This window comes from Staphylococcus sp. OJ82 (genome assembly GCF_000294465.1).
Classification (GTDB): domain Bacteria; phylum Bacillota; class Bacilli; order Staphylococcales; family Staphylococcaceae; genus Staphylococcus; species Staphylococcus equorum.
In genome coordinates this window covers 57,297-75,354 of sequence record NZ_ALPU01000004.1, presented here as the reverse complement: position 1 = coordinate 75,354, position 18,058 = coordinate 57,297, and the positions used below count along the sequence as shown (strand labels likewise).

Below are 18,058 nucleotides of genomic sequence, written 5' to 3'. Positions count from 1 at the left end.
GAAGTAGAAAACAAAAAAAGAAATTTTTATACATTATTCAACAGTTTTTAAAAATTGTCTTACTGATTCACTTATATTTTGACTTTTAGCAATAGCCGAAATAATTGATATACCATCTGCCCCAGCATGAATTATAGATGGTGTATTATCTAAATTGATGCCACCAATCGCAACAATCGGAAAATCATTAACGTAATGTCTTAATTGTGTAATCATTTCTGGACCAACTGGCAAACTTGCATCATCTTTAGATGTCGTAGCAAACATTGGACCAACACCCATATAATCGACATATTTCAAATCAGAATTTAAGTATTCCTCTACATCACCTACACTCAGACCAATGATTTTATTTTCAAATTGTTGTGCAAATTCATTTACTTCTAAATCATTTTGCCCTACATGAATACCATCTGCATCAATATCTTTAGCTAAACTCACATCATCATTTACTATAAAAGGTACATCGTATTGATGGCACAACGAAAGTAATTGTTTTGCCATCCCCACTTTATCATCACCTACTAATGCAGTTTTTCCTTTCTCTCTATACTGAAATAGTGTTATACCTGCTTCTAAAGCTTCAGTTACAACATCAATAATCGATTCACCTTCTGCAACATCTTGCGTGCCACAAATAAAATAAAGTTTTAGCTTACTTTTATCAAACATTATTGCACCTCTTGACTGCGTATTAAATTCAAATAATCATCATATGTGACTTGATATAGGGCATTTATTAATTCAACCATAAATGTGCCAGGCCCTCGATTATCCGAAATTTTTTCAGCTTGTTCAGCAGCAATATTATATATAGTCACTGCTTCTACCAATTGATTTAATTGTGGCTGCTGCTTGGATTCTAAAAAGCTCGCTATCGCAGCTCCTAATAAACAACCTGCACCTGTGATTTTTGCAAGCATAGGCGAACCATTAGCAAGTTTCAGAATTTTATCTTCATGCATTACAATATCTTCTTTACCTGTGATAACTATCCCTGTCCCGAATTGTGTATGAGCTTTTTTAGCAATAGTCACAGCATCCAGATTTATATCACTATCTGTACCTTTCATCTGTGTATCATTATCAATTAGTGTTAAAATTTCTGAGGCGTTACCTTTGATAACTGCTACCTTAACCTCACTTAAAAATGTCTCACAGAAATCTTTGCGGTATTGTGATGCACCTACAGCAACAGGATCAAAGACGATTGGTGTTCCAATTTGATTAGCTACCTTCGCAATTTTTAAAATGTCTGACTCTCTATCTTTAGTCAGCGTGCCAATATTAATCAGTAAAGCATTCGCGTGAGTTAACATATCTGATGCTTCCTCTGGTGCTTCACTCATTGCTGGACTTGCTCCTAAACTTAATAAGCCATTTGCTGTAAAATTTTTAACAACATCGTTTGTATAACAAATAACTAACGGGTTACTATTTCTGAGTGTTTCTAAATTATTCATCATCTAATCCTACCTCTTTCATATATGCAAAATGATTAACTGGTCCTCTACCTTGACCAATTTCAGGTGTGTGTTTAATGCTTAAAGAAATGAACTGTTTTGCTTTTTTCACTGCTTCATATATTGTTTTACCTTTTGATAATTCTGCAGTAATCACTGCCGAAAAAGTACACCCCGTACCATGCGTATGTTTTGTATCAAATCGAGGTTCTTCAAAAGTATATACACTTTCATTAGTGAATAAATAATCTTTAGCGAAATCTAAATCCTCTGAATGTCCACCTTTGATAACAACACCTTTACTGCCAATTTCATTAATGAAAATGTCACCTGCTTTATAAATTGATGATTCGTCTTGTATCGTTAATCCTGTTATTTCCTCTGCTTCGGGCAAGTTTGGTGTTGCCACAGTAGCATAAGGCAATAAAATATTTTGCAAGTCAGCTTTAGCATCCTCATCCATCAACGAGTCACCACTTTTAGCTAACATTACAGGATCTATCACATAAGGAATCTCTGGATATTGCTTTAAATAATATTGTATTAATTCCATCATTTCTTTTGAAGCTATCATACCTGTTTTCAACGCATGAGGTAACTCATCATCAAAGATACTTTCTAATTGTTCGGATAACCAACTTGTTTCTATGTTATGAATATGTTGAACGCCTTTTGTGTTTTGCGCTACGATACTCGTTATCGCAGCCATACCGTATACGCCACAAGCATGAAATGATTTTAAATCTGCCATGACACCTGCGCCACCCGTTGGGTCAGTGCCTGCTATAGTTAAAGCAATTTTAGGTTTATTCATTATTAACCCCTCCATAAAGCCATTCTTCTTCAATGAATGACATATTAAAAAATTTGCGTTCATGAACTGTACTCTGTAAGAAACAATCTTTGATGTCAGCTTTCTCTTGTTTCGTGCAATTTTGTGTCAATTTATCCATTAAATTATCAAAAATATGCACAAGTTCATCCATTTCGGTACTATAAAATTCAAACCATTTTGCCAAAATAGAATCGGTATTTAAAGTATGGTCTTGTAACGCTTGTTGTGCAATAACTTGATATACGTATGGACAAGGCGCCATGGCAGCAATTGTGTATGCTGCATTTTCTTTAGCAAAAGCATTAAAATACATGTGCTTAATATAATGATCGCCGCTCGGTGGCCAAACTTTCTCTTGTACTATTTCATTGTAAGGTTCATTTACATATTCAGCCAATATTTCGTGTGCCGCTACTTCTCCATCAACAATAAATTGTATCTGTTCAACTAAAAATTTTACATCTTCCATTTGCTCCATTTTAGGTATGAGTAATGCGTAAATATTAGCAAACTCTTTTAAATAAGATGCATCTGCTCTTAAATAAAATTTAGTAGCATCCTTAGATAAATGACCTTGTAACATTTCTTGTATAAATGGGTCATTATAAATGTCATCAATAATTGGCTTGGCATCTATTTTTAATTCTTTTGAAAATAACACGTTAAGTCCTCCTAAATATAAAAAAACTACATTCCAAGTAAGAATGTAGTTAATTAATAGAAAGGCTAAGCAATTCAATTATAAATTAAACTACTTTCCTACGTTGGCATTAACCAAATCAGGTCGTAAGGGTCTGAACTAAATCATCTCAGCCATAAAGGCTCCCCTAGTAGATTTTCATATATTATTATTTCTTTAAACATAACAAATGTAGTGTGACATTGCAAAAGAACGTACTTCAATGAAGCGTCTATGTTGTAAATATTATAGCGATGACACAGTAACTACAAGCTGTAGTTGTATTAGTGGAAATCGTGGACAAAAAAATGCCAACAAAGTCGGTGACTTTATTGGCATACGTTTATAGTATTTATAGTTAATTACTGACTAAATTATGCAGTAACCCATTGTGAAGCGCCAACTTCATTGTAAAGTTTAACTGCTGCAGCATCTTGTACTGATTCAGGTGCTTCTGTTGGAGATACACCTTGGTAAGCTGCTGGAGCTACTGAATCCCAAGTGCTTTGTAAGAATTGATATTTACCTGCTGCACCTGATGATGGGTTAACAGCTTTAAGATCGCCGCCTGATTCACGTTGAGCGATTGCTTGTAAATGAGAGTTAACATTTACTGATGAACCACTTGAAGCTTCACTTGAGCTTGATTCTTTTGAAGTAGATTCTTGTTGTGGTTGTTGAGTTGCTTCAGTTTTTGGTGCTTCTTGTTGTGCTGGTTCTGCAGCTTGTTCAGCTGGTGCTGATTGTTGTGCTGGCTCTGCTGCTTGTTCAGCTGGTGCTTCTTGTTGAGCAGGTGCTTCTGTTGAGCCTCCGCCAAAGCTCCAGCTAAAGTTTGTACCATCTGATTCAAAGCTATAGTCTGTACCATTATAATTGAAATCTATGTCATAAGCGCCTTCTTGTACAGGTGCTTCATTTAATTGTTCTGAGTTTGATTGAGCTAATTGAGCTAATTCTGCTTTGTCTACGCCTTGTTCTGAAGCGTCAGCTGAATTTGCTGCTCCTGTTACGCCTAATCCTAGTGCTAAAGTTGATGCTATTACTGTTTTTTTCATTGTTAAAAAGTCCTCCTATAAGGTGATTAATTTATTTTATGATTAATTTGCAAGTACAACTATATCATTCAAAAGTTCTTTGTAGGTTACAGTGAAATAAAAAAACAAACCTTTTTTTACAACCTAATTACATCACCAATACTCATTTTTATGTATATTTAAGCATATAAGTACTACCATGATAACCTTTTGTACTATAATTGACTTTATATCCTTGTAATATTTTTGTAATTAAACTGATTATTCTGTATTATGTAAATGCTATAAATCGCATTTTCAAGAAGTTTTGTGAATTGAATTTTACAGTACTTTTACGTTCACTTATTTTTTAGATGTATAAATGGATAGATATAATATGTAAAGCTATTCCTCTAGATTGGGCATTATTAAGAGGAATAGCCTGAAAGAAGTATAATTGATAGTAGGATTTAATGTATATTAATTGGAATAGTTTAATGTGGGATAAGTTTTAAGTGGGAGTTTTATACAATTTCGTATATATCATTTTCTTGAATATTAATTTCGTTGAATGATTCATGATCTTGCTCTAATGGGAATGGTTCAAAAAGTTCATCCGTTTCATTTTTAGTTCGTGGAGACATGAATTTAATTGTTTCGATATAAAGTTCTGATACAAAATGCATCTGTCCTTCTTTTTCAAATTTACGTGATTGCATTTGTCCAGTAATACCTACAAGTGATCCTTGATTGATATACTTTTCAATATTGTCAGCAATTTTACCAAATGCTTTACAATACAAATAATCACAGACTGTATTTTGATCTTTATCTTTATAATTTCTATTTACTGCTACACAAAAGGTAGCTAACTTCTTCCCCTCCTTTTCATAAATTTTGGGATCTTTTGTTAATCGTCCTACAATGACGATGTTATTTATCATAGGTCACCTCCTTTGTGTTTTAATCATAATTAAATTTATAAATTGAGTCAAAACTCATATTTTCATAAACCAAAAAGTAAATTACTACTAATTTCTACAAATTTCACCTTTCTCTTTTGAAATTACGTTATAATGATTATATAAATGCAATTATAGTAGATTTTAAATTAATCAATTGGATGTGAAGACGATGAAAACATTTAAAGCCGTTCGATTTCAAATCGTATCAGAAAATGGCGGAGTTACTGAATATGAATTAGAAGATGGAGTCATTATAAATAAAGAAAATAGTGGTACTGGCTGGTTGCTTGAAATCGTCATTTCAGACTTCCATTATGAAACCATGAAACAATATATGAATAATGAAGATCTCTTAGATATTCGTGTTGTCATTACACGTCCAGCTAATGACCCTGCGCTATTTGACGCAACAATAAAAAATATTAGCCAATTAGATGACACTATTTCTGTAGTATTTGAATGTCACATCTATACTTTGAGACAAGTTTATGCAGAAAGCTTATTAGAACAGTTGATTGATGAAGGCTTAACTGGTGAAGAACTGAAAAAATCATTTAATCGTATGATGCAATCTAAACCAAGACTTAAAGATGAAAAATTCGAAAAGTAAAGTAAATATTAAACACAAAAATGCCTTAAGGATTTAGTGGAATTCACAAATCCTTAAGGCATTTTTATTTATGCTTTATCTTGTATTGCAAATGTTAATTCACAACTACATGCAAGTTGACCATCAACAGTTGCTTTCGCAGTCCCTTTTCCAATTGGTCCACGCATCTTCGTAATTTCAACTTCTAATTGTAAAGTATCACCTGGTGTGACTTGTTTCTTAAATCGACATTTATCGATTCCTGCAAATAATGCAAGTTTGCCTTTATTTGCATCACTATTTAAAATAGCTACCGCACCTGTTTGTGCTAAGGCTTCGGTAATTAATACGCCTGGCATAACTGCAAATTCAGGAAAATGCCCTTGGAAAAACGGCTCATTTCCAGAAACTTGTTTAATAGCTACACATCGTTCGCCTTCTTCGTATTCAATCACGCGATCAATTAATAAAAATGGTTGTCTGTGCGGAATAATATCTTTAATTTGATTATAATCGAAAATTGTCTCCATTATTTGCTTCCTCCAAATCTTCTTTCGTTGCGAGTTCTATATTAATACATTGAAGTATTATTTTTGTGTACGTTTGATATCGGCACCTAAAGATTTTAATTTACCATGTAAATCTACATAACCTCTATCTAAGTGTATTAACTCAGTAACTTGGGTTGTTCCATCAGCTACAAGTCCTGCTAAAATAAGGGCCGCTGCTGCACGTAAATCTGTTGCTTTTACTTGAGCACCTTGAAGTTCACTTTTACCTTCAATTTTTGCGCTTCTACCTTCAACTTGTATTTTAGCGTTCATGCGTTTGAATTCTCCAACATGCATAAATCTATTTTCAAAAACTGTTTCAGTCACTACTTTATGACCGTCTGCTGTAAGTAACAATGCCATCATTTGCGATTGCATATCAGTTGGAAAACCTGGGTGAGGTAGTGTTTTAATATCTACAGGATTTAATGGGCCTTCTGCTGTAACACGTATTGTGTCACCTTGATAATCTAAACTTACGCCCATTTCTTCTAATTTATAAACTAAACTTGTCATGTGTTCTTTGATAGCTCCGTTTACAATTATATCACCACGTGTAATTGCTCCTGCAATAAGTAACGTTCCTGCTTCAATTCTGTCAGGGATAATTGAATGTTCTACACCATGTAATGCTTCAACCCCGTGAATAGTTATCGTATCTGTACCTGCGCCTACTACATTACCGCCCATTTCATTGATATAGTTTGCTAAATCAACAATCTCTGGTTCACGTGCTACGTTTTCTAACACTGTTTTACCTTCAGCTAATGATGCAGCCATAATGATATTCTGAGTCGCTCCTACACTTGGAAAATCTAAGTGAATTGATGTACCTTTCAATCCATTTTCAGTGCTGGCATAAATAAAACCACCATCCATATGGATATCGGCGCCCAACTCTTCAAAGCCTTTGATATGTTGTTCGATAGGTCTTGAACCAATTGCACAACCACCTGGCAACGCAACTTTTGCATGACCTAGACGAGCTAATAATGGACCCATTACAAGTATACTTGCTCTCATTTTGCTCACATACTCATATGGTGCCTCTTCATTTAATTCCTTTGTGGCATCAACAGTGACAGATTCTTCTTCTTTATTGTATGAAACATCTGCATTTAATGTTGAAATTACATTATTAATCGTCTCCACATCACTTAGTGCTGGTACATTCATAAGTTTACTAACACCTTTTGATGCTAATAGTGAAGCAGTTAATACTGGTAATACAGCATTTTTTGCACCTGATACTTTCACTTCACCAGTTAATCTATTTCCACCATTAATCTCTATCATATCCATCTTAAATCCTCCACTTAACTACTTTTATATTTCATTAAAATTCATCTTTTTTATGTACTCTTAAATTATTATATCTGTAAACCAAACAAATATACAGATATTTGAATTATTGTGCTAAATATTTTATTTGAGTTGAAAATTGTAGTAAATCTACAATAAAATTACTTACTGCTGTACCTAATAATATTGCTAAAAATATCATACATATCTGAACTTGAACTGGATACCCTTTTTTAAAAAATTGATCTAACCTTATTGAGTTAAGTGCCCAATAAGCAACACAAATACAAAGCACATGTAAGATAAGATGTACAACTGAGAACTGTCCTAAATACTCCATAAGCCATGCTCCTCACTTCATACTATTCAACTATTTTACACGAAATTGGCTCTAAAAGATACTTAAGAACAACGGTAAATCCCTTAATATAACTAAATGTTATATTTTGCTATTCCCTAATAGCATAAAAGATATTCATATTAAATATAAAGATAAAAATATTTTATGTATATCGCGTAATAAAGTTTTCTATATAGTAATTAAGCCAATTTATTTATAGGACATCTTTCAATAAAATAATGAGCTGCAAGGATATTAATGCGTTTTATAATCAAAAAAAATGAAGTTCCTTCTATTAGGAACTTCAAATTTCAAATAATATTTATTGTAAGTTAGCGACACGAATACGATTGTTAGCACGTTCTAACGCACGCTTAGCTCTACTAATATCACTATTATCTTCTTCATTATTTATATGAGATTCTGCTCTAGATTTAGCTAACTCTGCCCTAGCTACATCTATTTCGTTAGCAGGTTCTGCAGTTTGTACAATAACCGATAATTTATCTTGTCTAACCTCAACAAAACCTTCACTCACTGCAATATATTCTGAACCATTATCAAAGTTAATTTTGACATAGCCAATTTCAAGTGCTGCAACTGTTGGAATATGTCCATACATGACACCGATCTCACCTGCAGTAGTTTGGAACACTGCAAGATTAACATCTTCTCGGTTGTTAACAGAACCATTAGGAGTGACAATATTTAGGCTTAATGTGTTCATTATCCATACCTCCTAATTTTTAAACTTCAACACCCATGTCTTTAGCTTTAGCAATTACTTCTTCCATACTACCAACAAGACGGAATGCATCTTCAGGGATATGGTCATAATCGCCATCTAAAATTGCTTTGAAACCTTCTACAGTTTTTTGAACTGGAACGTAAGAACCTTTTTGACCAGTGAATTGTTCTGCTACGTGGAAGTTTTGTGATAAGAAGAACTGAATACGACGTGCGCGTTCTACAGTTAGTTTATCTTCTTCCGATAATTCATCCATACCTAAAATAGCAATGATGTCTTGTAACTCTCTATATTTTTGTAAAGTAGATTGTACATCACGTGCTATTTCATAATGATCTTGTCCAACAATCGTTGGGTCAAGTGCTCTTGAAGTAGATGCTAACGGATCAACCGCTGGATAAATACCCATTTCAGTTAATTTACGTTCTAAGTTTGTAGTTGCATCTAAGTGAGCAAATACTGCTGCTGGTGCAGGGTCAGTATAGTCATCGGCAGGTACGAATACCGCTTGGATTGAAGTAACCGAACCTTTGTTTGTTGATGTAATACGTTCTTGTAATTGTCCCATTTCCGTACCTAATGTTGGTTGATACCCAACAGCTGAAGGCATACGACCTAACAATGCTGATACTTCTGAACCAGCTTGTGTAAATCTGAAAATGTTATCAACGAATAGTAATACATCTTGTCCTTGTTCGTCACGGAAATATTCTGCCATTGTTAAACCAGATAATGCTACACGCATACGTGCACCAGGCGGTTCGTTCATTTGACCGAATACCATTGCAGTTTTCTTAATAACACCACTTTCACTCATCTCGAAGTATAAGTCATTACCTTCACGTGTACGTTCACCAACACCGGCAAATACAGAAATACCACCATGTTCTTGAGCAATGTTATTAATTAATTCTTGAATTAATACAGTTTTACCAACACCGGCTCCACCGAATAAACCGATTTTACCACCTTTAATATATGGTGCTAATAAATCGATAACTTTAATTCCTGTTTCTAAAATTTCAACTTTAGTAGATAATTCATCGAATGCAGGTGCTTCTCTATGAATTGGATCACGTCGAACTGAATTTTCGATTTTTTCATCTAAATCAATTGTATCGCCAAGTACATTGAATACTCGACCTAGTGTAATATCTCCAACTGGTACGCTGATACTTTCACCACTATCTCGAACTTCTGTACCACGTTTAACACCATCAGTTGAATCCATTGCAATCGTACGTACTACATTATCGCCAAGTTGTAATGCAACTTCTAATGTAAGCGTGACAGTACCTTCATCTCTTTCAACGTCGACTGTTAAAGCATTGTTAATTTCTGGAACTTCATTGTGCTCAAAGCGAACATCAATTACTGGACCCATAATTTGTGTTACACGGCCTAATCCCATGCTTTTTTGCCTCCTTTAATAATTATTCAAGCGCAACTGATCCACCAACAATTTCAGTAATTTGTTGAGTGATTTCTGCTTGTCTAGCTCTGTTATATTCAATTGATAAATCATCAATAATCTCTGTCGCATTATCAGATGCATTTTTCATAGCAGTCATACGAGTCGCATGCTCACTTGCTTTCGCATCTAAAATCGTTCCATATATTAAACTTTCTACATATTGAGGTAGAATAACGCTTAAGATTGCTTCTTTGTCTGGCTCAAATTCATATGAAGACATTTGACCATGTCCTAAACTTGAATCTTCAGGAGACAATGGAAGTACAGTTTTCATGGAAGGTGTATTTTCTAATACACTGACGAAATGACTATAGTAGATTTTAACCTCATCTACTGCTTCATCGCTATATAAATCTACCGCTTTTTTAGCGATAGCTTGTATTTCTTTAAATGAAGGTTGATCAGGTACTTCAACAAGTGAATCATGAACTTCATAACCTTTATTTTTAAGGAAATCCACACCAGTTTGTCCTAAGACTAAAATTGAATATTCATCTTTACTAGCATGCTTATTCTCAATATCGTTAACTAAATGCTTCAATACATTTGCATTATACGCGCCTGCCAATCCTTGATCACTTGTAATGACAATATAGCCACTTTTCTTCACTTCACGTTGTTGTAACATTGGGTGATTTGAATTTTTATCTGCACCAGCAACCGCAGTAATTGCATCTTGCATTTTTTCCATATACGGTCTGAATTGATTTGTATTTCTTTCAGCACGACGCAATTTTGAACTTGAAACCATGTTCATTGCTTTCGTAATTTGTTTCATCTTTTTAGTTGATTTTATACGTGTATCAATCTCTTTAAGAGATCCCATTATCTCACCACCTTTTATTTACTATAACTACTATGCTTCTGTTTTACTGAAACTTTTTTTAAATTCAGTAATAGCTGATTCAAATGCATCTTCGTTAGGTAAAGCACCAGAAGTTTTGATTTCGTCTAATAATTCAGAGGCATTTGATTTCGCCCATTGATTTAATTCTGATTCAAAACGAGTGATGTCTTCAACTGGAATATCATCTAAATAACCTTTAGTTAGAGCATAAATAATTAATACTTGATTCTCTACAGGTAGTGGTTGGTTTTTATCTTGTTTTAAAATTTCTACAGTACGTTTACCACGTTCTAATTTTTGTGCAGTAAATTCATCTAAATCAGAACCAAATTGAGCAAATGATTCTAATTCACGGAACGATGCTAAGTCTAAACGTAAAGTACCAGCAACTTTTTTCATTGCTTTAATCTGTGCAGAACCACCAACACGTGATACTGACTGACCAGCATTGATTGCAGGTCTTACACCAGAGAAGAATAAATCTGATTGTAAGAAAATTTGTCCATCAGTGATTGAAATAACGTTTGTTGGTACATATGCTGCGATATCGCCAGCTTGTGTTTCGATAATTGGTAATGCAGTAATTGAACCGCCACCTAATTCATCGTTTAATTTGGCTGCTCTTTCTAACAATCTACTATGTAAGTAGAACACGTCACCAGGGTAAGCTTCACGGCCTGGAGGTCTACGTAATAGTAATGATAATTCACGATAAGCCGCAGCTTGTTTTGTTAAATCATCATAAACTATTAATACATCTTTACCATCGAACATGAATTCTTCAGCCATAGCTACACCAGAATACGGTGCAATATAAAGCATTGGTGCCGGATCAGCTGCAGAAGCAGAAACAATAATTGTATAATCCAACGCGCCTTCCTGGCGTAATTTTTCAACGTTCGTACGTACAGTTGAATCTTTTTGACCGATTGCAACATAAATACAAATTGTATCTTGATCTTTTTGGTTTAAAATCGTATCAATTGCAACTGTTGTTTTACCAGTTTGACGGTCACCTATTATTAATTCACGTTGTCCACGGCCAATTGGTACTAATGCGTCAATCGCTTTAATACCCGTTTGTAATGGTTCATCAACTGATTTACGATCCATTACACCAGTTGCTTTTTTCTCAACTGGACGTGTTTTTGTTGTGTTAGCAGGACCTTGTCCATCTATTGGTTGTCCTAATGGGTTAACAACACGGCCAAGTAATTCTTCACCAACAGGAACTTCCATAATACGTCCAGTACGTTTTACTTCGTCCCCTTCTTTTATGTCATCGTAAGGGCCTAAAATTACGACACCTACATTTGACTCTTCTAAGTTTTGTGCTAAACCTAGAACGCCGCTATTAAATTCTACTAGCTCACCAGCCATAACATCATTTAATCCGTGGATTAATGCTATACCATCACCTATTTGTAGTACTGTACCTACATCAGTAACAGCCATTTCTGACTCATAATTTTCTATTTGTGAGCGAAGTAATGCACTGATTTCTTCAGCTTTAATGGCCATCTATGTCACTCCTTAAGTTTTTATTTCACTCTAATAAATTGTTTCTCTAATTGTGCAAGGTCATTTTTAATGCTTGCGTCCATGACTTTCGTTCCAACTTTAACTCGAACCCCGCCGATAAGCTCTGGATTGATTTTATTTGTAATCATGATTTTAGAGTAATTTGTACGTGATTTAATTATCGTATCAATGCGTTCTAAATCTTCATCTGACAATTCATACACTGATTCAACTACAGCATATTCTTGATTGTGATGTTGATTAAATAAAGCTTCAAATTCTATATAGATTTCATGAATGTAAGAAAGATGACGGTTACTTGCAAGAATCGTTAACATGTTTTGCAAGTATTGATTGGCATGACCAAACACTACTTTTGCAAAACTACGACGCTGTTGTACATCTTTTTGTGGATCTGCATCCAATGCTTGTAATTTTTTTGTTTCAGGTTGTACTGCTGTGTTGATTGTTGAAAATTCTTCGTACATCATTTCAAGATTGTTTGTGTCTTTAGCAGTATCAAATAAAGCCTTGGCATATTTTTTTGCTATGATAGCCATTATTTATCGCCTGCCTCTTTAATGTACTTTTCAACTAATTCTTTTTGGTCTTTGCCTGATATTTCTTTTTGCAGTACTTTCGATGCAATCAATACTGAAAGCTCAGAAACTTGATTATTAATATCAGCAATTGCACGTTCTTTTTCACTGTTGATTTCATTCTGTGCTGTTTCAATCATGCCATTTGCTCTAATGTTTGCTTCATGAATAATTTCTTCATGCTGTTTGCGAGCTTGGATTTTAGAATCTTCTAAAATCTTTTGAACCTCATCTTGTGTTTCTTTTAGCGTTTGTTTGTTTTGTTCTTCTAACTTCTGTGCATTTAATTTAGCTTGTTCAGCATCATCTATATCTTTATTAATATCATGTTCACGTTGATCCATTACACCTTTTAATGGACCCCAAGCGAATTTTTTCAATAAAGCTACTAATATAAGAAAAGTTACAAGGGTAACAAGAATTGTTCCCCACTGAACACCACTAGTGTCAGCCGCACCAAGTACGAACATATTTGTCGTAGCAGTCACTTACATAGACACTCCTTTCATTCATTATAATTATAAGTCATATTGATAAAAACGAACGGCGAAAGTCTACAAGACTTCGCCATAAAACTGGTTTAATTATAGTGACATGAAAGCGATAACTACACCGATGATTGGTAATGCTTCAACTAAGCCAACACCAATGAACATAATACCCATTAATTGACCACGTGCTTCTGGTTGACGTGCTACACCTTCTACTGTTCTTGAAACGATAAGACCATTACCAATACCTGCACCTAGTGCTGATAAGCCGATTGCGATTGCTGCTGCGATTAAATTCATTTATAAATCCTCCTAATTTTTCTTTTTTTAAATTTTAAATTAATGACTGTCCTGAACTTTATGGGACATGTATACCATTGAAAGCATTACAAAAATATAAGCCTGAATCGTACCAATAAATATTGAGAACCCTTGCCAAACAATTAAACCTGGGATACCAATCAACCATCCCCATGCTGGGAAACCGATAACTAAACCTGCTAGTAATCCAAGTAGTAACTCACCTGCAAAGATATTACCGTATAGTCGTAAACCTAATGTCAATGTTGAAGTGAATTCTTCAAAGATATTAATAGGTAATAAGAATATAGGTTTAGTATAGTTCTGGAAGTATCCTTTTGGACCCTTGATTTTAACACCGTAATAATGTGTTAAAAGGATAACTAAAGTTGACAATGTCAAAGTAACAGTTGCATCAGCTGTTGGTGATTTCCACCACAGTGTATGACCTGAAATTAATTGAAAAGGTAATCCAATCATATTACTGACAAATATGAAGAATATTAATGTAACAGCAAGGAAATGGAATTGACCACCTTTAGACCATGCCATGTTACTTTCAATAACTCCTCTTACAAAGTCAAAAACCCACTCTATAAAGTTTTGCTTACCAGATGGACGTTTCTTGAGGTTGCGTGTACAAATAATAGCTATGACAAAAACAATAAGCGCTGTAATAACCAACATCATAATTGATGATAGATTAAACACGATGTCTAGACCGAACACATTCCAACTGACTAGAGGGTCTTTATGATCCATGCTTTCTCACCTCTTTCATATTAAGATTTTATTCCTTGTGCAAAAACGGTTTCAAAACCATTAACACATAAGAAATCATTAAACCAACAACCACACCAATTATATTTATATAGTCCTTATAAAAATACCAAGTACAACATGCAAGAATCACAATCAAATATCTCCAAACGTTGCCCGTTGAAATATGTATATTATCTTTTTGTTTAGCTTTCGCTAAGTAAAACTCGAAAGTAAAAGTATTAATAAGTGATCCAATCATGCCTATGATAAGTCCTAAAATAAATGGCGAACTTGTGAAAATAAACACAAATAACAGTACAACTATACCATATAAATAAAATTGTATATACTGTTGAAAAATGATGTTGAAACGTTTCATTACTGTGCCTCACTTCATTTTTTCATTCAATGATGAAAACCATTTCAATCATACAGTTTTAATAATAATATAGGGCGGTAAAGGTGTCAATTCTATTCAAAATGTAGTTTAATTTTTTGCACACTTGTCACAAAAATGACACATTTACCACTATTAATATTTAAAAAAACTAGGTTTTTGGGGAATTAGATGAAAATAATACTTTATATTTTCACAAATTCTATTTGATGCATTTCCATCGCCATAAGGGTTGCGCGCTTCACTCATTGCTTTGTACAATTGCTCGTCTTCCAATAATGCTTGCGTAGCATCAAAAATCATTTGTGCATTTGTACCAACAATTTTCAGTGTGCCTGCTTCTACACCTTCTGGTCTTTCAGTTGCTTCTCTTAAAACTAATACCGGTTTACCTAGAGATGGCGCTTCTTCTTGAACTCCACCTGAATCCGTTAATATCAAATAAGACTGATGCGCAAAATTATGAAAGTCTACTACTTCTAATGGTTCGATCAATTCAATTCGATCATGATTAGATAAGTATAAATCTGCAATACTTCTTACTTTTGGATTTTTATGTACAGGGTAAACGACTACTACATCTTCATAATTATCGACAATATCTCTTACTGCTTTAAAAATATGTTCCATAGGCTCTCCAATATTTTCACGCCTATGAGCAGTTAGTAAAATAATGCGTTTATCTTTATGTCTGTCGATAATATCAGATTGATAATGTTCATGTATGGTAGTCTTCATAGCATCAATTGCAGTATTTCCAGTAACCACTACAGTATCTGACGGTTTATTTTCCGCAATAAGATTTTCTGCAGCATTATTAGTAGGGGCAAAGTTCAAATCTGCCATTACCCCTACCATTTGCCTATTCATTTCTTCAGGAAATGGAGCATATTTATCCCAAGTTCTTAACCCTGCTTCCACGTGGCCAATAGGGATTTGATTATATAATGCTGCCAAACTTCCAGCGAAAGTTGACATGGTGTCACCATGCACAAGTATCATATCTGGTTGTTCTTCCTTAATAACGTCCTCTAGTCTAGTCAATATACGAGAAGTAATTTCAGATAATGATTGGCCTTGCTTCATAATATCCAAATCGTAATCTGGTGTAATATGAAAGCTTTCCAGTACAGAATCTAACATTTCTCTATGCTGCGCAGTAACTACTACTATCGGTTCCAACTCAGCATCATCTCGCAATGCTAATACAAGCGGCGCCATTTTCACTGCCTCAGGACGTGTCCCGAACACAGTCATTATCTTCTTCATTCTACTCCACTCCTGGGTAAAACTATTTTGTTCCGAATAAACGGTCTCCAGCATCACCTAAACCAGGTGTAATATATGCATGGTCATCTAATTTTTCATCTAACGCAGCTATGAAAATATCTACATCCTCATGTGCTTCTTGTAATTTTTCTACACCTTCAGGCGCAGCAACTAAGCACATAAAACGAATGTTTTTCGCGCCACGTTTTTTAAGAGAATTGATTGCTTCAATTGCTGAAGCACCTGTAGCTAACATTGGGTCTACGACTACAATTTCTCTTTCTTCGATATCTTGTGGTAATTTCACAAAGTACTCAACTGCATCAAGTGTTTCAGGATCTCTATATAGACCCACATGACCTATTCTCGCTGCTGGTACTAAGTTTAAAATACCTTGTGTCATACCTAAGCCAGCTCTTAAAATTGGTACAAATGCTAATTTTTTACCCGTTAATCTTTTAGCTACCATTTTAGTTACTGGTGTGTCTATTTCTACATCTTGTAATTCTAAATCTCTTGTCACTTCGTATGCCATTAACATACCAACTTCATCTACTAATTCTCTAAATTCTTTAGTCCCTGTATGTACGTCTCGAATGTAACTTAATTTGTGTTGAATAAGTGGGTGATCAAAAACATGTACTTTGCCCATAATTTACTTCCTCCAATTTTAATTGTATAAAGGATGTTTTGTAGTTAATGCTTTAACTCTTTCTTTTCCTTCGTCTAAAGCTTTTTTATCTTCTGGATTTCTTAAAACTAAACTGATAATTTTTGCAACTTCTTCAAAAGCAGCTTCGTCAAATCCACGTGTTGTTGCAGCAGGTGTACCTAAACGAACACCACTTGTTACAAATGGTTTTTCTTGATCGAACGGAATTGTATTTTTGTTACAAGTAATACCTACAGCATCTAATGTTTCTTCAGCTACTTTACCTGTGATACCTACTGAACCTTTAACATCTAATGATACTAAATGATTATCTGTACCGCCTGAAACGACTCTATAGCCTTCTTTAGTTAATGTATCTGCTAATGTTTTAGCATTATTAACTACTTGTTGTTGATATGTTTTGAAGTCGTCTTGTAATGCTTCACCAAAAGCAACTGCTTTCCCAGCAATAACGTGTTCTAACGGTCCGCCTTGAATACCAGGGAATATTTTTTTATCAATTTGCTTTTTGTACTCTTCTTTACATAAAATCATTCCACCACGAGGGCCGCGTAATGTTTTATGTGTTGTAGTAGTTACAAAATCTGCATATTCAACAGGGTTTTGATGTAAACCAACTGCAACTAAACCTGCAATATGCGCCATATCTACCATTAATTTTGCCCCTACTTCATCTGCAATCTCTTTGAATCGTTTGAAATCAATAGCTCGAGAATAAGCAGATGCACCTGCGACAATTAATTTAGGTTTATTTTCTTTAGCTACTCTTAACACTTCATCATAATCAATTTGTTCATTTTCTTTGTCTACGCCATACTCAACAAAGTTATAAAATTGTCCACTAAAGTTAACAGGCGAACCATGTGTTAAATGACCACCATGGCTTAAATTCATACCTAATACAGTATCACCATGTTCTAATGCTACTAGATAAACTGCCATATTTGCTTGTGACCCAGAGTGTGGCTGTACGTTAATGTGTTCAGCACCAAAAAGTTGTTTGGCACGTTCGATAGCTAATGTTTCAGACACATCCACGTATTCACATCCACCATAGTATCTTCTGTTCGGATAGCCCTCAGCATATTTGTTCGTTAATACTGAACCTTGCGCTTCCATAACTGCTTCCGAAACAAAATTCTCTGAAGCAATCAGCTCGATATTGTTATTTTGACGGTTAAATTCATTTTGAATCACTTCATATATTTCTTTATCTTGCTCTTGAATAAATGACATAGGT

The 18,058-nt window shown here is 34.4% G+C and carries 22 protein-coding genes and 1 riboswitch; of the genes, 1 reads left to right on the top strand and 21 read right to left on the bottom strand.

The annotated features are described in order from the left end of the window. Positions 1-33: 33 nt before the first annotated feature. The 6 genes from thiE to SOJ_RS05440 all read right to left on the bottom strand — a co-directional run bounded on the left by thiE (position 34) and on the right by SOJ_RS05440 (position 4,934). Positions 34-672 (bottom strand): thiamine phosphate synthase, encoded by a 639-nt coding sequence (gene thiE, locus SOJ_RS05465; protein ID WP_002507092.1) that lies wholly within the window; start codon positions 670-672, stop codon positions 34-36. Continuing rightward, complete coding sequence (gene thiM, locus SOJ_RS05460) at positions 672-1,463, bottom strand: hydroxyethylthiazole kinase (RefSeq protein ID WP_037539469.1); 792 nt, start codon at positions 1,461-1,463, stop codon at positions 672-674. The genes thiE and thiM overlap by 1 nt, the downstream gene beginning before the upstream one ends. Beyond that, on the bottom strand, positions 1,456-2,277 hold the full coding sequence (gene thiD / locus SOJ_RS05455) for a bifunctional hydroxymethylpyrimidine kinase/phosphomethylpyrimidine kinase (protein WP_002507090.1): 822 nt from the start codon (positions 2,275-2,277) through the stop codon (positions 1,456-1,458). Before thiD ends, thiM begins: the two co-directional genes overlap by 8 nt. Beyond that, positions 2,270-2,959: a thiaminase II gene (tenA, locus tag SOJ_RS05450; protein WP_002507089.1), complete on the bottom strand. Its 690-nt coding sequence runs from the start codon at positions 2,957-2,959 to the stop codon at positions 2,270-2,272. Before tenA ends, thiD begins: the two co-directional genes overlap by 8 nt. Before the next feature lie 78 nt (positions 2,960-3,037). After that, positions 3,038-3,137: riboswitch (TPP riboswitch) on the bottom strand. Positions 3,138-3,351: 214 nt separating this feature from the next. After that, on the bottom strand, positions 3,352-4,032 hold the full coding sequence (locus SOJ_RS05445) for a transglycosylase family protein (protein ID WP_002507088.1): 681 nt from the start codon (positions 4,030-4,032) through the stop codon (positions 3,352-3,354). Positions 4,033-4,514: 482 nt separating this feature from the next. Next, a complete protein-coding gene (locus SOJ_RS05440; protein ID WP_002507087.1) occupies positions 4,515-4,934 on the bottom strand; it encodes a single-stranded DNA-binding protein in 420 nt (139 codons plus the stop codon). Between the two features lie 190 nt (positions 4,935-5,124). Here SOJ_RS05440 and SOJ_RS05435 point away from each other — a divergent pair, with 190 nt between their 5' ends. Continuing rightward, positions 5,125-5,565: a YwpF-like family protein gene (locus tag SOJ_RS05435; RefSeq protein ID WP_002507086.1), complete on the top strand. Its 441-nt coding sequence runs from the start codon at positions 5,125-5,127 to the stop codon at positions 5,563-5,565. A 68-nt stretch (positions 5,566-5,633) separates the two neighbouring features. Here the strand turns inward: SOJ_RS05435 and fabZ are convergent, their stop codons facing one another. The 15 genes from fabZ to glyA all read right to left on the bottom strand — a co-directional run bounded on the left by fabZ (position 5,634) and on the right by glyA (position 18,054). Next, entirely contained in the window at positions 5,634-6,074 is a 441-nt protein-coding gene (fabZ, locus tag SOJ_RS05430) for a 3-hydroxyacyl-ACP dehydratase FabZ (protein WP_002507085.1), read from the bottom strand. A 57-nt stretch (positions 6,075-6,131) separates the two neighbouring features. Then, positions 6,132-7,397, bottom strand: coding sequence for a UDP-N-acetylglucosamine 1-carboxyvinyltransferase (gene murA, locus SOJ_RS05425; RefSeq protein ID WP_002507084.1), 1,266 nt, complete (start codon positions 7,395-7,397; stop codon positions 6,132-6,134). Between the two features lie 106 nt (positions 7,398-7,503). After that, positions 7,504-7,737, bottom strand: coding sequence for a DUF1146 family protein (locus SOJ_RS05420; RefSeq protein ID WP_002507083.1), 234 nt, complete (start codon positions 7,735-7,737; stop codon positions 7,504-7,506). A gap of 322 nt (positions 7,738-8,059) precedes the next feature. Beyond that, positions 8,060-8,464, bottom strand: coding sequence for a F0F1 ATP synthase subunit epsilon (locus SOJ_RS05415; protein WP_002507082.1), 405 nt, complete (start codon positions 8,462-8,464; stop codon positions 8,060-8,062). A 19-nt stretch (positions 8,465-8,483) separates the two neighbouring features. Further along, positions 8,484-9,896, bottom strand: coding sequence for a F0F1 ATP synthase subunit beta (gene atpD, locus SOJ_RS05410; protein WP_002507081.1), 1,413 nt, complete (start codon positions 9,894-9,896; stop codon positions 8,484-8,486). A gap of 22 nt (positions 9,897-9,918) precedes the next feature. Beyond that, positions 9,919-10,785 carry an ATP synthase F1 subunit gamma gene (gene atpG / locus SOJ_RS05405; RefSeq protein ID WP_002507080.1) on the bottom strand — a complete coding sequence of 289 codons (867 nt, stop codon included), beginning with the start codon at positions 10,783-10,785 and terminating at the stop codon, positions 9,919-9,921. 30 nt (positions 10,786-10,815) lie between these two features. After that, positions 10,816-12,327 carry a F0F1 ATP synthase subunit alpha gene (gene atpA / locus SOJ_RS05400; RefSeq protein ID WP_002507079.1) on the bottom strand — a complete coding sequence of 504 codons (1,512 nt, stop codon included), beginning with the start codon at positions 12,325-12,327 and terminating at the stop codon, positions 10,816-10,818. A gap of 20 nt (positions 12,328-12,347) precedes the next feature. Next, entirely contained in the window at positions 12,348-12,887 is a 540-nt protein-coding gene (locus tag SOJ_RS05395; RefSeq protein ID WP_002507078.1) for a F0F1 ATP synthase subunit delta, read from the bottom strand. Beyond that, positions 12,887-13,414 carry a F0F1 ATP synthase subunit B gene (locus SOJ_RS05390; protein ID WP_002507077.1) on the bottom strand — a complete coding sequence of 176 codons (528 nt, stop codon included), beginning with the start codon at positions 13,412-13,414 and terminating at the stop codon, positions 12,887-12,889. The genes SOJ_RS05395 and SOJ_RS05390 overlap by 1 nt, the downstream gene beginning before the upstream one ends. A gap of 96 nt (positions 13,415-13,510) precedes the next feature. Next, positions 13,511-13,717, bottom strand: coding sequence for a F0F1 ATP synthase subunit C (gene atpE / locus SOJ_RS05385; protein WP_002507076.1), 207 nt, complete (start codon positions 13,715-13,717; stop codon positions 13,511-13,513). Between the two features lie 39 nt (positions 13,718-13,756). Next, on the bottom strand, positions 13,757-14,479 hold the full coding sequence (gene atpB, locus SOJ_RS05380; protein WP_002507075.1) for a F0F1 ATP synthase subunit A: 723 nt from the start codon (positions 14,477-14,479) through the stop codon (positions 13,757-13,759). 28 nt (positions 14,480-14,507) lie between these two features. After that, entirely contained in the window at positions 14,508-14,858 is a 351-nt protein-coding gene (locus SOJ_RS05375) for an ATP synthase subunit I (RefSeq protein WP_002507074.1), read from the bottom strand. Between the two features lie 153 nt (positions 14,859-15,011). Next, the gene (gene wecB / locus SOJ_RS05370; protein ID WP_002507073.1) at positions 15,012-16,145 is read right to left on the bottom strand and encodes a non-hydrolyzing UDP-N-acetylglucosamine 2-epimerase; all 1,134 of its coding nucleotides are present in this window, start codon (positions 16,143-16,145) and stop codon (positions 15,012-15,014) included. Between the two features lie 22 nt (positions 16,146-16,167). Continuing rightward, positions 16,168-16,797, bottom strand: a complete 630-nt coding sequence (upp, locus tag SOJ_RS05365) for a uracil phosphoribosyltransferase (protein ID WP_002507072.1) — start codon at positions 16,795-16,797, stop codon at positions 16,168-16,170. A gap of 18 nt (positions 16,798-16,815) precedes the next feature. Beyond that, complete coding sequence (gene glyA, locus SOJ_RS05360; RefSeq protein ID WP_002507071.1) at positions 16,816-18,054, bottom strand: serine hydroxymethyltransferase; 1,239 nt, start codon at positions 18,052-18,054, stop codon at positions 16,816-16,818. Between the last annotated feature and the right edge of the window lie 4 nt (positions 18,055-18,058).